This window comes from Pseudomonas sp. B21-048 (assembly GCF_024748615.1).
Lineage (GTDB): Bacteria > Pseudomonadota > Gammaproteobacteria > Pseudomonadales > Pseudomonadaceae > Aquipseudomonas.
Genome location: NZ_CP087168.1, coordinates 1628749 through 1644658 on the forward strand (window position 1 = coordinate 1628749; position 15910 = coordinate 1644658).

At 52.9% G+C, this 15910-nt stretch carries 11 protein-coding genes and 4 pseudogenes; 5 read left to right on the forward strand and 10 right to left on the reverse strand.

Annotated features, from left to right (window positions below):
* Positions 1 to 199 precede the first annotated feature (199 nt).
* On the forward strand, positions 200 to 2194 hold the full coding sequence (locus LOY56_RS07405) for a nucleoside-diphosphate sugar epimerase/dehydratase (protein WP_258620795.1): 1995 nt from the start codon (positions 200 to 202) through the stop codon (positions 2192 to 2194).
* Between the two features lie 299 nt (positions 2195 to 2493).
* On the opposite strand, the gene LOY56_RS07410 is transcribed toward LOY56_RS07405, so the two are convergent.
* The 9 genes and pseudogenes from LOY56_RS07410 to LOY56_RS07450 form a co-directional block, all read right to left on the reverse strand.
* A complete protein-coding gene (locus tag LOY56_RS07410) occupies positions 2494 to 4050 on the reverse strand; it encodes a glycosyltransferase family 4 protein (protein WP_258620796.1) in 1557 nt (518 codons plus the stop codon).
* Positions 4050 to 5153 (reverse strand): DegT/DnrJ/EryC1/StrS aminotransferase family protein, encoded by a 1104-nt coding sequence (locus tag LOY56_RS07415; RefSeq protein ID WP_258620798.1) that lies wholly within the window; start codon positions 5151 to 5153, stop codon positions 4050 to 4052. The genes LOY56_RS07410 and LOY56_RS07415 overlap by 1 nt, the downstream gene beginning before the upstream one ends.
* 172 nt (positions 5154 to 5325) lie before the next feature.
* Positions 5326 to 5736, reverse strand: coding sequence for an FdtA/QdtA family cupin domain-containing protein (locus LOY56_RS07420; RefSeq protein ID WP_258620800.1), 411 nt, complete (start codon positions 5734 to 5736; stop codon positions 5326 to 5328).
* Positions 5723 to 6697: a GNAT family N-acetyltransferase gene (locus LOY56_RS07425; RefSeq protein ID WP_258620802.1), complete on the reverse strand. Its 975-nt coding sequence runs from the start codon at positions 6695 to 6697 to the stop codon at positions 5723 to 5725. Before LOY56_RS07425 ends, LOY56_RS07420 begins: the two co-directional genes overlap by 14 nt.
* Positions 6694 to 7617, reverse strand: coding sequence for a hypothetical protein (locus LOY56_RS07430; protein WP_258620804.1), 924 nt, complete (start codon positions 7615 to 7617; stop codon positions 6694 to 6696). The genes LOY56_RS07425 and LOY56_RS07430 overlap by 4 nt, the downstream gene beginning before the upstream one ends.
* Positions 7614 to 8291 (reverse strand): acetyltransferase, encoded by a 678-nt coding sequence (locus LOY56_RS07435; protein ID WP_258620806.1) that lies wholly within the window; start codon positions 8289 to 8291, stop codon positions 7614 to 7616. The genes LOY56_RS07430 and LOY56_RS07435 overlap by 4 nt, the downstream gene beginning before the upstream one ends.
* Positions 8292 to 8300: 9 nt before the next feature.
* A complete protein-coding gene (locus LOY56_RS07440) occupies positions 8301 to 9050 on the reverse strand; it encodes a hypothetical protein (protein WP_258620808.1) in 750 nt (249 codons plus the stop codon).
* Between the two features lie 194 nt (positions 9051 to 9244).
* Complete coding sequence (locus LOY56_RS07445) at positions 9245 to 9436, reverse strand: hypothetical protein (protein ID WP_258620810.1); 192 nt, start codon at positions 9434 to 9436, stop codon at positions 9245 to 9247.
* A gap of 73 nt (positions 9437 to 9509) precedes the next feature.
* Positions 9510 to 9724: pseudogene (locus LOY56_RS07450) on the reverse strand (transposase domain-containing protein); the annotation flags it as partial.
* A 268-nt stretch (positions 9725 to 9992) separates the two neighbouring features.
* Between LOY56_RS07450 and LOY56_RS07455 the strand changes: the two are divergent.
* Positions 9993 to 11120 carry an acyltransferase gene (locus tag LOY56_RS07455; protein ID WP_258620812.1) on the forward strand — a complete coding sequence of 376 codons (1128 nt, stop codon included), beginning with the start codon at positions 9993 to 9995 and terminating at the stop codon, positions 11118 to 11120.
* Between the two features lie 54 nt (positions 11121 to 11174).
* Positions 11175 to 11485, forward strand: a pseudogene (locus LOY56_RS07460) (glycoside hydrolase family 19 protein); the annotation flags it as partial.
* Positions 11486 to 11657: 172 nt separating this feature from the next.
* Here LOY56_RS07460 and LOY56_RS07465 read toward each other — a convergent pair.
* On the reverse strand, positions 11658 to 15041 hold the full coding sequence (locus LOY56_RS07465) for a glycosyltransferase (RefSeq protein ID WP_258620814.1): 3384 nt from the start codon (positions 15039 to 15041) through the stop codon (positions 11658 to 11660).
* A gap of 320 nt (positions 15042 to 15361) precedes the next feature.
* Here LOY56_RS07465 and LOY56_RS07470 point away from each other — a divergent pair.
* A pseudogene (locus tag LOY56_RS07470) lies at positions 15362 to 15720 on the forward strand (transposase); the annotation flags it as partial.
* Positions 15715 to 15853: pseudogene (locus tag LOY56_RS07475) on the forward strand (IS5/IS1182 family transposase); the annotation flags it as partial. The pseudogenes LOY56_RS07470 and LOY56_RS07475, both read left to right, overlap by 6 nt.
* Positions 15854 to 15910: the final 57 nt, after the last annotated feature.

The window sequence follows — 15910 nt, forward strand, 5'->3', positions numbered from 1 at the left end:
GTTTTCAAGCGAGTTTCGCCTCCGTGCGTTGTCTGTCGGGCAGGCCGGTCAGTGGGGCGAATTATAGCGGCGCTTTCAGTTAAATGCTCCTTCCTGGACCCTGCCATGTGCAAGTATTGGGCGATCTCGTCCTCGTTGAGGTTACAATGCTGATCAACGACCGCGTAAAAAGGAGGGGGCTGCGTGCTCGAAAGTTTGAATGGATAAAGTACGAAGAATTTTGCTGGGTTTGCCTCGTAGGCAAAAAAGACTGATACAGGTCGCCACCGATGTGGTTTTGGTGTGGGTCGCCTTGTGGCTGGCCTTTATCGTCCGCCTCGGCATCGACGACATGTACAATCCGCTAAAGTTGCATTTCTGGCTGTTCGTCAGTGCCTCGATTATTGCCATTCCCCTTTTCGTACGCTTTGGCATGTACCGCGCCGTCATGCGCTACTTCGGCAATGACGCGCTGATTGCCATCGTCAAGGCAGTCAGTCTGTCCTCGCTGATCCTCGCCGTGGTGGTCTACTGGTACAGCGGGCACGAAGTCGTGGTGCCGCGCTCCATCATCTTCAATTATTGGTGGCTAAGCCTGGTAATCATTGGCGGCCTGCGTCTGTGCATGCGGCAGTATTTCATGGGCGATTGGTTCACCGCTGCGCAGCATGTACCGTTTGTCAATCGAGACGATGGTTTGACCAAGGTCGCCATTTACGGCGCTGGCGTCGCGGGCAACCAGTTGGTTGCAGCGTTGCGCATGGGGCGCGTGATGCGTCCTGTGGCGTTTATCGATGACGATTCCTCTATCGCGGATCGTTCGATTGCTGGGTTGCAGGTCTTTAAGCCCAAGCATATTCAGCAGATGATCGACGTGACTGGCGCTCAGGAAATCCTTCTGGCGTTGCCGTCTTCGACTCGTGCGCGGCGTAGGGAGATTCTCAATTTTCTGGAGGACTTCCCGCTCCATGTGCGCAGTGTTCCGAATTTCACTGATTTGGCCAGTGGTCGGGTCAAGGTGGACGACATTCAGGAAGTCGACATTGCTGACCTGTTGGGGCGGGATTCGGTGCCAGCGCAGCCTGATTTGTTGGCTCGATGTGTCAAGGGCAAGACGGTTTTGGTGACGGGGGCGGGCGGTTCGATCGGTTCCGAGCTTTGTCGGCAGATTTTCTCCCTGGGACCGACCACGCTGTTGTTGTTCGATCATAGCGAATTCAATCTCTACAGCATTTTGTCCGAGCTCGAGCATCGTATTGCTCGTGAGTCGTTGCCTGTCCGGTTGTTGCCGATACTGGGGTCGATTCGTCATCCCCATAAACTTCTGGATGTGATGAAGACCTGGAATGTGGACACGGTTTACCACGCGGCGGCCTATAAGCACGTGCCGATGGTTGAGCACAACATTGCCGAAGGTGTGCTGAACAATGTGATCGGGACGCTCAATACCGCTCAGGCTGCATTGGAGGCGGGTGTTGCAAACTTTGTGCTGATCTCGACCGATAAGGCCGTACGCCCGACCAATGTCATGGGTAGCACCAAACGGCTGGCCGAGTTGACCTTGCAGGCCCTCAGTCGTGAGTTGGCGCCGGTGTTATTCGGGGACAAGTCCAATGTGTCCCGGGTCAACAAGACCCGTTTCACCATGGTCCGGTTCGGTAATGTGTTGGGCTCATCGGGATCGGTTATTCCGCTTTTCCACAGCCAGATCAAGTCGGGCGGGCCTTTGACGGTTACCCACCCGAAAATTACCCGTTACTTCATGACCATTCCCGAGGCGGCACAACTGGTAATACAGGCCGGCTCAATGGGGCAGGGTGGTGATGTGTTTGTGCTGGACATGGGCGAGCCGGTCAAGATCATTGAGCTGGCGGAGAAGATGATTCACCTGTCTGGCTTGAGCATTCGCTCGGAGAAAAATCCGCAAGGCGATATTGCCATCGAGTTCACTGGGCTGCGTCCCGGGGAAAAGCTTTACGAAGAGTTGCTGATCGGCGACAACGTGTCCGCTACCCGGCACCCGATGATCATGAGCGCCAAAGAGGATCATTTGCCTTGGGAAGTGCTCAAGCACAACTTGATGGAGTTGCTGTCTGCCGTTGAGCGGGATGATTATTCGCGGGTTCGCCAACTTCTGCGTGACACTGTCAGTGGTTACGCCCCGGATGGTGAAATCGTCGACTTGATTTACCAGCAGCGTCGCCTCGAACCTTGATTGTTACACGCTCTGTAACAGGCACATTTTCGGCCGAGTTGTCCCATGACTCAGGTTTGGGAGGCGGCTTCGGAAAAGCTGTTCTTCCTTATCAGTGTCATGGAACATCACTTATACGTACAGGCTGCTTCTGCTCTCTGATTTTTGCCCTGATGCGAGATTCTCGACACGCTGCATCAGCTGCGCCGCCAGAGCGCGCAGTTGTTCAGGGTTAAAGTGGTCGAGATTAGGAAGCGAAGTCATGCCGCCGATTTTGCAAATAGCATGTGTCGATTCTATCGAAGCAAAGCAACTGAACTTTACTTAGCAAGTATCACGGCAGCGATCTTTCTGATCTTTCTTTTCCACGATCCTGGAGCGCCCTCATTCTGTCGTTGAGTCATGACTGATACTTCCAACGCAAGCTTCTCCTGTGTCAGCTGCTCTATCACCGCTTGTAGCCCTGCGATCGTCTCAGAGTGCTCTTCAGATATCAAACGCCCGATTTCTTGCACTCTCTGGCGTTTTATATCCAGGTGATTCTGCAGCTGGTTTCTGTGATACGCATGCAATGGCGGAACAAGGGCAGCACTGTCCAGCCCGCTGGCAAAAGCTTTCAAAAAAGCTTCTTGCGAGTAGTAACGCTCAAAATGCTGCAGTGCGAATGCGGCGTGCTGTTTCAACAACGGCTGGTCCCACTGCTTGAAAATCCGACCGAGTTCTTCATATTGACTCCAGGTATAGCTATCAGGATAAGCAAGATCGGATCCGGCGTGATAACGGGAGCGATATGATTCGTGAGTAAGGACAGGCACCCCGATCGACATCGCTTCGATTAACGATTTGCCACCTCCAAGCGGGAAAGAAGAAACATATACATCCACCGCGTTTTCGATCAGCGCCCGAGAGAGTGAAGCGACCCACGGTATATGAATGAACCGGTCATGGCTTACGTTCTCAGCATCGAGTTCCTCGTGGATTTTCTGCAGAAATTCATCGGACAATTCCCCTATATGCACATGGTATCCGCGCGAGGCTTTTAGGATGCAAGCCACTGCACGTTCATAGCGCACCGCGTATGATCCCGATTCGAACTTGGACATTCGACCGCATGAGCAGGTCGTCAAGACCCCTCGGTCGAGGAATCGGGTTTTGATTTGGGATGTACGGACAGCGCTGATCGGCCAATAAAGCTGTTGCACGACTCCAATCTCGTTTTTGCACAACTCATATGACATGTTGTGCAAGTCGACATGCTGAAACGCTTCGCAAGTCACACCAAGAGACAGATGGTGATCGCCATGGTGAATGTAATAGCGGTTCCTGATGCCAGGGGCGTGGGCCGCCACGATGCACACGATGTCCTGATTGTGACCGAGGGTCAAAACGGTGGAAGGATTCCACTCGCCAAGCCGCGCGGTCAGGGCATCGAGTTTGCCATCGAGCCCGGTTTCGGTCACAACGAAGACTTCGCAGCCGAGCAGAGACTCCCACTCGTTAATCGAGGCGTGATCGATACGATTGAACAGATCGGTCATGGCGACGCGAACCGGACTCTCGAACAGTCCGAGAGCCAGATAGTCCTTGATTAGTTCGGTATGCCCTCCGGCCCTGACCAGTTCGGACACCAGAATGACGGTGCCCTGGCCTTCCCTCTCGGGCACATGGCAACGATCGGCATAGTAGTAGTAGGCATCGGCTAGCATTCGGCACAGCGCATCGAGCTCGCGGCTCGCGAACACAACACCAATCGACGCCGGATCGTTGATGACTTGCTCGGCAAATGACTTGATGCACGCCATCGCATCGCCGTATTGCGATCGGCAAATATATTCCACAACCGTTTCTTGCAAGCGGGCGAGATCGAAATCATTCATTACTGGAAACTCGCAATAGTTTCACAAACGTAAGCCGCGTGCTCGAGGGGCATGTGTGGCCCGATCGGTAGACTGAGCTCAGTCTCGGCCAGTGCCTCCGCAATGGGGAAAGCGCCCTTTTCGAAACCAAGAAACTGGTAAGCCTGCTGCATATGAGGAGGAATCGGGTAATGAATCAGCGTTTCAATACCGGCCTCCTTCAGCCTCGCATGCAAAGCATCACGCCGCTGCGAAAAAACGGGGAACAGATGCCACGACGACGTGCAATCCGGTTGCGGAGTCGGCACCCTCACACCGGTGTTTTGCAAGTGCTTCCGGTAATAGGCGGCAATCTCCCCACGACGCGCGTTCCATTCGTCGAGGAGCGGCAGCTTGACGGCCAGTGCCGCGGCGTGGATCGGGTCGAGCCGGCTGTTTAGGCCACAAACCTCATTGACGTATTTAACTTTAGAACCATAGTTTGCAATCGTCCGAATTCGCTCTGCGAGTTCGGCGTCGTTGGTAGTGACACCGCCCCCGTCACCGAACGCGCCGAGATTCTTGCCGGGATAGAAGCTCCACGCCACGGCATCTCCGTGCCCGCCGATGCGCGTACCACGATAACGTGCGCCGTGCGCCTGTGCGCCATCCTCGAGGACCTGAACCCCCTTGTGGCGGGCCAGTTCGAGGATCGGCCCCATTGCTGCAGGCTGCCCATACAGATGAACGGGCAGAATGACCTTGGTCTTACTGGTCATGGCCTGCTCAATGCGTTGTGGATCGATATTGAGGGTGTCGACGTCGGGCTCGACAGGCACGGGTCGTGCTCCGCACTGTGTCACGGCGAGCCAGGTAGCAATATAGGTATTGGACGGCACGATGACTTCGTCCCCTTCGGACACGCCCATCGCCATCAAGGTGATACGCAAGGCGTCGAGCCCGTTGCCGAGCCCGATCGCAAAACGGGCGCCCGCATAGTCGGCAAAAGATTTCTCGAATTGGGTAACTTCTTCCCCGAAGATATACCACCCAGAATTGAGAGCCCGCGCGACCGCCTCATCGAGTTCGGGCTTGAGCTCGAGATAGGCGTTGCGGACATCAAGAAATGGCACTTTCACAATCATGCTCCTAACTCTCGAATGGAATTGCATTGGCCGCACATTCGTAACACCAGACGATAATTGGCGATGCGCGAACACATACTGGACGCCCGCCCCCCGAACGACACATCGGTCGTATCGGCGGGGTGTCCCTGCTGAAGGTATGGCGATCGAGGCAGCCAGGTCTCGCAGAAACTCAACGAGACCGGACGGCGGCGATAAACTCGTCGTAGTCCCGATAATAATCGGACTCGTCGAATTCCATGGACACAAGGACCAGGCAGACAGACCCGGGATCGAAGTTGAGCTCGGCCGCCCAGATCATGGGGGGAATATGCAAACCTTGCCACGGACGATTGAGGTGGATCGTCCTCTTCTCCATCCCGTCGTCAAGCGTGACATCGAAACTGCCGGACAGGCAGATCAACAGCTGGTGCAGTTCCTTGTGCGCATGCGCGCCACGGCCTTCCCCGGTCGGGATATCGTACAGGTAAAATACGCGCCTGATATCGAAGGGAACGTGTCGTCCACTTTCCATGAAAGTCAGGTTTCCCCGCGGATCGGTGATCTTGGGTAAATTGATGATTTTGCAATCAGACACAGACATGCTGAATACCTAGTAGATCAATATCATAATATTCGTGCACAGCGCCTCCGCCTCCGTATTCATGCTTGTACTGGTAGAGGCCTTCATTGAGAACCGTGCCCTCGCACTCGTTGCTCGTACCGAAGTCGAAATACCGGACCCCGGCTGAAAGGGCCTCGGTCGTGGCGTGATCGAACACTGCATCGAGCGCGGAAACCGAATAGGCCACCTCACTCGCCGCAATGTATTGCGCATGCCATGCCGTGCGCGCTTTGAACACCACGACCCCCGCCTCGACTTGCCCATCGATCTTGGCGCAGAACAACTCGATCCCCTCAGGGAAAAGAGTGATCAACTGCTCCATCTCTTCCACGCTGTGTACTGGAGCCGCGCCGTGCTTGCGCTCCAGATTATCGTTCAGCACCTGCCACAATGCCCGCACCTGCTCGGTCCCCGTCACCACTGACACCGATTTAAGCGCCTTTTTCAGCCCGCGTCGGCGGCGTTCGGAAGGTTTTGCGCGATCGGCCAGATCAATTGTGCACGACAAGTCGCAGCGCGATCGGCGTGCGCCGAGCCGGAACAAGGCATAAAGATCGTCCTGCGACGGTCGAGATTGGTAGATATGGGGGACGGCCTTATAGCGAAGACGGTCGTATCCGCTCCTCCGGTAGTGCTCGCCCAACCGCTCCAACGCGTCGATCATCTTGCCGCCGCACAGGTAGCCATTGTGGACGATGCCACCATAGGTGATACCGGGGTGGCTGATGACCATGGAGCGATCTGCCGGGGACTGCGCCGCAGGGAAAACGCCGACTATGCTGTCGGCGTGCATGAGTACAACCGATACATCCAGAAACCGGTCGCCATGGTATTCGAGAAAACGGCGCGAGTGCAGGAACGTGGCGTTTGCCGCCTTGGCGCAGAATGCATTCCACGCTTCACTCAGTGTTGGTTGATAGCGCACGATTTCGATGGTCACTGGATCAGCTCCGCGACGCAGAAGCCCTGCTCACCAAAGTTATTGCCGTTATAGAAGCAGTACGTTTTGGCCCCGACCGATAGCACGGCGGAATACATGATTGCCTCTGCATCTACGCCCGTCGGCGATACATCGAGTCCCATTTCTTGATCCTGACGTACCCATTGAACCCCATCGCTGGACTCGGCATAGCCGAGACGATAGGCGGCAAAAGAACAGCGTCTAATCGAATAGAACATCTGATAATCACCGTTGTCGCGTTTGACGATCCACGGGCGGCCGAAACCGTGCTCATCGTCACCGGTGAGCGCCATGGACAAGATACCGCGATCCGACCACGTCACTCCGTCGGTCGACTCCTGATACCGCAAGTCGTATACAGGCATCAGTTTTCCCCGCAATTCGGTCCAGTCGCTGCCTGCGATGTACCACATCTTGAACACGTCATCTTCCTTGACGACAAAACTCCCACAGCGAAACATTCGCTCGCTATCGCTTCGATCCAGGATCGGGACCTTGCTGTAGCGCTCGAACGTCTCGCCGCCATCGTGACTGATAGCGAGTCCCGTAAAGATCCGGTATCGCACATTCACGCAGAGCTCGAATCCCGCGTAGTACATATACACGGTTCGCGCATCGACAGGGACAAGACTCAGGGCCATCAAACCATTGTCATCAAACGCCCCCGGTTCGCCGATATCGAGCAATGGCGCTGTCGCGACTTTCAACACCCGGGTCGGATCCGAGCTTGATACATCGACATAACCCGGGCGACCGCGCCCCTTGTCATCCAAGCATGTCAGATAGACACGGATGACATCATCGTTAAGTCGGTAAGGTATGGGGCCCATCGCATGTGTTCTGGCCCAATCGAGAGATCCATCAGGCTTCCAGACAACGCCCAGCTTATTCCACTTCATGTCCGGGCCTTGAAAAAACGCCGTGCGGATACTTTGGCTGGTTCCGGATGCTCGCTTTTGAAAATACAATCAGAATCCGTGTTCTTGAGGATATTGACCCCAACACCCAGCCAATTATCGGCACCGATGACAACGTTATTGGCAATTGCCGAATTAACGCCAATAAAAGTATTTTTTCCGACGGTGCAGAATCCGGAAATAACAGCATGGGAGGAGATAAAGCAATTGTCCTCGATCACCGAATGATGGCCAACGTGGTTTCCGCTCCAAAGCACGACGTTATTGCCGATTTTGACGAATGGCTGGATCGTATTATCTTCAAAGATAAAGCAGTGTTCGCCCAAAACCGCATTAGGCCATACAAACGCCCGGCTACTGATGTAACTCGCTGGCCGATACCCCTTCGACTTCGCCTCCTCGTAAAACCGCGTCCTCAGCCGGTTGAGCTGGGAGTAAACAAGCGCCGCGTAGAACTCGACCTGGTCGGGATCGAAGAAGCGCTCAATCTCCTCGAGCGGCACGACAGGCAAACCAAACAACTCATTGCGCTCAAGAAATGCAGAGTTGACAGAGAAGCCGACGACTTCGTATTCAGAGTCGCGAGTAAAGCATTCATAAGCGACCTCGGCGAAGGCACTGTCGCCCAGAATGACAACCTTTTTCGTTTTTATCATTTCCTGCTCTCAAGGTCTGATGATGAGGATATCTTCACGCCGGTTCGCCATCGGAAGTGCCTGGTCCTGCGGCAACAGATAGGCATCGAATCCCTGGAGCCGTGCCCGCTGGATGATCGACATCACGACGGCATCGTCAATCTGTTCGTGCTCGATCTGGTTGAACTCGACGACAGGCGCCTCATCCGTCTTCATATAGTCTTTATGAAAACTCACACCGGTTTCGCTGGAAAAAAAACGCTTGCGCTTGGAAATATTGGGTATGTCGCCTATCAACATCTGTCCGCCAGACGCCAACAAGGAAAGCGAAACATCGAGAAATCGAAAGAACCCCACATCGACAAAGACATATTGCAGCACGCTATAGCACAGGATCGCGTCGACCTTTCCTGCGTTTCCCGCAACCCAATCCGGGCATTGCGGATACATCGCTGGCACCTTTTCGATGAAGGGAGCGTTCTCAAGCAGATCCAGCATTTCCTGGCTATCGATCAGCGTCAAGGCATGACCATTCGATGCGCACTGGTCGATCAACATCTTGGGCAGATCGCTACAGCCCGGACCGATATCGACAACTTGCTGGCCAGCTTTCTTCAGGTTGGTCAGCTTTGTGCAAATATCTGCGAAGATAACTGCTTCATAACCTTGACGATATGAGTCGGGAAACCCGATGCGCTCATATTTGGACAGCGACTCATCCTGTGCAAAGCGTCGGAAATCATCGAAGCCAACATGCTCAATTCGGTTAGGTGGCGCCATGTTAAATCCTCTAGAACAACACTTTCCCTTTACGCTGCAACGCTCGGGCCCATCTCTTTAATGTCGAAAGCGACAACCTGTGTCGGATCTCAGAAAAGCTGATCCCTGCCTCCCGCCAATTCAGGGGGGAGTCCATCACTTCCGGGATCGCAGAAGCCCATCATCCCAGAAAAGATGAAACAATCCGAGGCGGCTCACAGAAAAAATGTCATCCGTCCCACCTGGACGGTAGCCGCCTGAGTGTTTTTCAGATACCAGACGAGTCGATCCAGAAAGTATTCGGCCTCGACGCGAGAGGCAAAAATGCCTCGGTCGATTTCGCTTTCGATCATGCGCACCCAAGCTTGGGCATCAGCTTTTGTTTCGAAGGAACTTCTGTCATCCATTGATCGGTGACTTCGAAAAGGAAATTCGGGTTTTTCGCGGCATCTTCCAGCTTGGGCACACCAATGGCGACAATCACCGCCTTAGCCTTGCTTCGAAGTCTTCTACTGCGGCGGGTTGCAGCAACCGTTCAAGTGCGTGGCGCAGCCACGCGCGTAGGGCTCTTGGCCGTTGGCTTTAGTCGTCTCGACCAAACTGTAAAGTTGAGCACTGGCCGTCGCACCTTAGGGCGTGTCGCTGAACAGCCAGTTTTTGCGCCCGATCACGAAGGGCCTGATCGAACGCTCTGCTGCCGTGCCGCCAGGGATGCGGACGATACCGCAACCTTCAAGGCTTTCGCAGCTTAACAATTGGCGCTGAACAAGATCGATACTCAGTCGGGCTATCCGACCGCCATGGACCGGCCTATAGCCCCCGACAAACTGAGTCTCGGATACAGGCGAGATAGCACTTGCGTGCGATGATCTGTAAATCCTTACGGAGCGGATGAAGATAAGGTAGCATTCCGGCCCCCAACAAGTTATCGCTAGGATATTAGCTTTCATGGACAGTAAGGGCATGATCGACAGCCTGACTTCGCTCCGTTTTTTCGCGGCGTTCGCCATCGTCTTGCATCACGCAAAAGGATTGGTTTTTTCCAGCGAGTTCATGAAGGGGGTTCCTCTTCCTTCTGGGGTGAGTTTTTTCTTTGTGTTGTCAGGATTCATACTGAGTTATGTATACTCGGGGCGAATGGGGTCTATCGGTCTTTATAAGTTCTATACTTCGCGATTCTCAAAAGTATGGCCTCCGCATATTTTGACGTTTGTGCTGGTTATGGTGCTTATCTCTGCAAATGAAGGGTGGTTTATAGCGTTGCTTAACGCATCGCTTCTTCAATCTGCCGTGCCTATTCCGGCGTATTATTTTTCATTCAATAGCGTCTCTTGGAGTATTTCCGCCGAGCTGTTCTTCTATGCGGCGTTTCCATTGCTACTGGCAGGCCTGAATAAAAATTGGCACTTTAAACTGGTGGCTTTGCTTTTGCTGGGCGGTGTGTCCGCTTATATTATCGACCTATCCGGTGTGAATTATTATTCTCCAGATAAATGGACGGAATTTTCCGCGCATGGCCTCGCATATATCAATCCGCTATTCAGGATTCAAGAGTTTTTTATGGGGATGCTGCTATTTAAGGTGTTTGACTATATTAAAGGGTGGAGGGGGTTCGGATTTGCCCTGTGTACTGTGCTTGAGGTTTTTTGCGTAGCGAGTGTTGTATTTTTGACGCAAGGCATTGCGGAGACTATTTCAATTTCGCTCATTGGCGTTGAGAATAATGCTTCCGGTGAATTCTGGGTGCACTGCGCCCTGGGTTTGTTTTTTGGTTTGGTGGTGGTGTGTTTTGCCATCAACAAAGGCTTGATATCCCAAATCCTAAGGCGGCGACTTTTTGTGGTTTTAGGTGAAATAAGTTTTTCCATGTATCTAATTCATCAGCTTGTGTTCAGGTTTTATGATGTGCACAGGGGTATGTTTGAATCTGTACCGAAAGAAATGATATTTCCTTTGCTTTTAATTGCTATTTTTGTTTTTGCATATGGTATCTGGCGATTTGTTGAACTGCCAGCCCAAGCCCAACTAAAGAATATATTTTCTAAGCTGGGCCGAAAAAAAGAGAGTCAAAATTCAACTGCATTAACCTGATCAAATAATTAAAACAAACCCGCTCCGGCGGGTTTTTTACGCCCGGAGAAAAATATGCCCATCACCGAGCAGCTGCTGCAGATTCTCCCGAACGCCGGTAAACGAGCCGGCGTTTTTGTACCGTTCTCAATACAGCAATGCGGCGCTACCAGATCGTTGGCACTAAACGTGTCGCCGCGTTCATTGCGCAGATCGGCCATGAATCAGGCCAGCTGATCTACATCCGCGAGCTTTGGGGGTCTACACCGGCTCAGGCGAGCGATGAAGGCCGTAAGGACTTGGGCAATACCGAGGTTCGCGAAGGGTTCCAAATCACGGAGCGCTTACGTTCGACATTGTCAGTAAGCGCACAACAATTAGATGTCACCGGTAGAATTTGAAAAGTATTACGCAATGAGCTTGGGGGAAAGAAAATCCGGGACGATTCAGCCATTCTCAGGCCCGCTCCTCGGAGCGTATCCGCTCCATAAACCCTGCTTCTTGGAAGGTGAGGTTTATGGAGCATTTACTTTTTTTTAGCGGTGCCCTGCACGTGTGTTAATAGGTGATGCCCGGAACCACGGTGGTGACAATGTGTTTGCCATCGTTGCGGCAGGCTTGAACCAACAGACGGGCAAGGATCCGTTCCTGCTCAGCTGGGGTAAGCTTCAGGTTCTTTAACGTCGACATCCAACAGTCGGCATCGGCGAGCAACCTGCTCAAAATTGTTGGTGCCCCCCAGAATGATCCATTCACCGGGTACTGAAGGTGGTGTGAAGCGGGCGCGTCGAATCCAAGAGACTGACAAAGGCTTGAAATGATGACCGAGTCGGCGGTAGCGTCATGAATGTTAGGATCTTCCGGGAAAACCAGCCCCGGAGCCATATCGGATGAATCGCCGCTCAGGCGACCCGTGATGACTTCCAATGCATCATATTTGCCGCCTATCATGTTTTCAATCAGGTACTGCTGATAGGTTTCCCGGTCGCTGAAATCGATGTCGATCGGGTCGGTGCTCAGATTGATATGCGCGATCGCTGTGTAATCCAGGTAAGGAACGCTCGCCAGGTATTTGAGGATCGCAAGTAATGGCTGATCTTCACTCACCAGTATACTCAGTACAGAGTATTGCTCTTTCTGAAGACATTCCTTCATGGTAAGAGCGGCCAGCTCGTCCGGGACAAGAATGACAACATCAATCTGAGCTGGCTTTTTCACGAGAAGCTTGGCGATTTGCCCGATAAAGTCGGCAGAGCGCAGGCTGATAAATATCAGCGATTTACTATCGGCGGAGAGGGTGGAATGACCTTCCCACGAAAGGTTCTGCCAGTTCCATGGCCCCTCGGGGCGGCCGGCACTCAGAAAGTGCGCCAACGGATCCTGAGCTCCGATCGCCGAGGCATTCATATCCTGGTAAACGCAGGGATCAAAGCCAGGGAACAACTTGCGTCGCAACATGCCGCGCGTCCACGAGCGTACGTATCGACGAATGGCTTCAGTAGCCCCTGAAAGCTGCACACTTGCCGGTGGGTAGTAGCCTAAATCAACAACCTCGGCCTGTTGTATCGTGGCTGCATCAACCTGCTCCTGACGGGACAGGGCTGCATTACCCTCTGTAAGGGCGAGTAATTGTTTGACGTAACGGGACATATTGAATTCGCGTGCGGCCAGAGATTGGACCTGCTCTCCGACCTTATCCCGAGCTTCTTGCGACGAAGCCAGTCGAATGATTTTGTCGGCCATCTTATGGGTGTCTAGATAGGGCGCGACGCACTCTTCCTGGAGGCCATTGCGTTTAAGAATGTCTGCAACACCCGTTGTCTTATCGAAACAGAGAACTGGCAGGCCCAGTACCATGGCGTCAATAGCAACATTGGGCAATGGGTCCAAACGGGCGGTCAACAGCATCATGTCGCTCAGAGCGTAGACATGCTCAATGGCGGCCGTTTCGGAAATGATCTTGAATCGCTCCGAGATTCCAGCGCGCTGAATCTGGTCCTCAAGGTAAATAGAGTAATTAGTGTCTTGCTCCGGATCGTAGTTATTACCGATCCATGCAAATCGGCACTTGTGACCTATAGGTGAATTGATTACCCGCGTCGCGCACTCGATAAACAGGTCCACACCCTTGCGGATGTGTACCCAGCCGGCCCCTAATATAACGATCGTGTCATCTTCAGGTCCATCTGGGCGCATAAGCTTTTGCAATATCGCCTTCTCTGCTTCGATATGAGCTGGATCATGTGCCTCGCTAGGGACAATGCTTTTTCCTTGCGCCCACACAGGAAGTTTACACGAAGTTACTTCTGGCAGTACCTGTATTGCGCTGTCGAGTGTAATGTCGGCAGAAAAAACGGTTTGACTTGCCCATAACAATGCATTTTGGATTTTTGTACGGGGTCGAATATATACAGCGAACTCGTGGATTAAACTGATTGTCGGGATATAGCGATCAGCCAAGGGCTTGAGTGCTATATGGGATTCCACACTGTTCACAATCGCAAATTGAAATGAGTAGGTATCGAGGAACTTGCCTAATACCCAATTGGCGAATGTCTCTTGGTGGTAAAGATCCACAGGGCCGGCAACTATCGCTCCAGCCTCGATAAAAGACTCTTCCAACGGGCCGCCACGAAGCAGCAGTGTCACTACATTGAACTGCGAGGTGAGTTGCTGGACGATATTCAGGCTAAGAATAGGGGCGCCGGTCCTCGACGCTTCATGACTGACTAGCAGAATGGTGGGCTTATCAATAGGCAGCGACTCGATGGGTCGACTCAAAGCGATAAGCGGAATACGGCCAAGCAGGCCTTCGGCCCGCCCGTGATCCAGGAAGTGTCGTTCCGGATCAGCGAGCGAGGCGAGAACTGGATACATGGCCCGGTAGAAATCGGCATTGAATGGCTCCGTCGGTTCATGGAGCAGTCCGCCAGCGAGAACCTGCTTTTCGCCTGTGAAGGCGCGAGGAACCTGTATCGACTTTGGAGCACCTAGGCGGCCTTCTTGGATGCCGTGGCACAGATAGTGTATAACTGCAGGGATGCCGGTGGCTTTCACATCGGGATAAGTTTCGAAGTAGTATTTTTCGTCAAACGCTTCTCCATTTGGAAGAATTATCGACGGAAGCCTTTTTTTTATGTCTGGTAAACTGATCAGGCGCCAGAATCGTGAGTTAAAGAAGCGCTCCCACGAGTTGGACAGTGTTTGAATAAGCTCTTGTTTTAGCCCGACTTCACGTTGTGTCTGCTCTTCAAGAAGACGATACTTTTTCAAGTCGGCTTCGGCCGCTACTTTGTACTCTGTTAAAGAGTCTACCAGCTTTCTGAGATGACTCACGAAACGGACTTCAGAGGCTTTCCATTCTTCCAGATTTATTTCCAGTTTTTTGCGCTGGGAGCTTAGATCCGCCAGTTCAGATTTGAGGCGGGCATTGTCATCGGAAAGTTTAACGATGACGGATTGTTCTTGATCTGCTTGTTCGTTATTTTTCATAGTCGTCTTCGACGGTAAGTTACTGTTGGATGTTGTGGCGTGGTGCGCCACTTCAGTCTCGGTCATTAACGCTTCGATCTGCGCTTTTAAAGAAATATTTTCCAGCTTGGCATCGGCAAGTATTTTTGGTTCAGTCTGGCCGTTGAACCATTCGCTTTCGAGGTGCTGAGCGTGACGCACCCCAGGGTTTAGAAACTCATTGATGTATTTCGATATCTCATCTTCGGTCGGCGCTGATAGATCAAGCGCCGAGGCAGAATCTAGCCGGCTTAACAGCTTGTTATTGACAGCAATGACGTCTCTGTCTTCCCAAAAACTGGCCGTATGGTCCATACCCATCGGATGGAGGGGGTCACCAAGCTCAACGCCCATGGTACTGAGTGCACGCGCAAGTGTGATGGTTCCGCTGCGGTGTATGCTCAGAATTATGATTGTTTTCTTGGCAGTCAAATGGTTATCGTCCTTGGAAAAAATTCAGCGCTGGTAAACAGGGCGAATGCAGGAACTGAGTGCAACACGGTCATTGAATGGATGTAGGCGGCATTATGCTGCATGGCATGACGCCTTGCATCACTCACCCATGACCTGAGCGGGCATTTGAAGCCGAAGCGTTTGAGTGGCGCCCTGGTTCATTGCTAGGCAATGTCGTTCGTGTCTCCCCGGTTGCGAACCGACAAGTGCGTGCCTTTGGGCCGGTACTGGTGGATGAGAGCGTTGATACCCCTAAGCATTCGGCGGCTGGAGCAAAGTCTACAAACAAACGGCTCAATGTGTTTCAAATGCTTGTGACTGATCCTGATATGGAGTGGGTTTAAATCGATGGCAGCTATGTCAAAGCCCACCAGCATAGTGCAGGGGCTGAAAGCGGTATGGATCAGCAATCGGGAAAAGTCGAGCAGGCAGCACCAGCAAGATTCACCCGGCTGTAGATGCCTGCGGGCTGCCCGTCGTGTTTGAGATCACGGGAGGCCAGATCAACGACTGCACGCAGGTGCCTGCCTTGATTGCCAAGGTTCACGCCGCTCAAATGATCATTGCGGGCAAGGGCTATGACAGTGAGGACATACGGGAACAGGTTGAAGGTGCCAATGCCGTGATACCCAGAAAACGCAACTCAGTGAAAGATAACGCGGATCCCTGGAGCGGTCTGAAGAGGTTGATACGAACCGTATTACCCGAAGGCTGGCGGTGGTCGCAAACGCTATCCGTTGGAGACCATGCTGCGTATTCATCTGTTGCAGAACGGGTTCTCGATCAGCGAGCTGCGCGGTATCGTGGGGCGTCAAGCGCAACTCTAACGCCCCATAGACCAATTCACG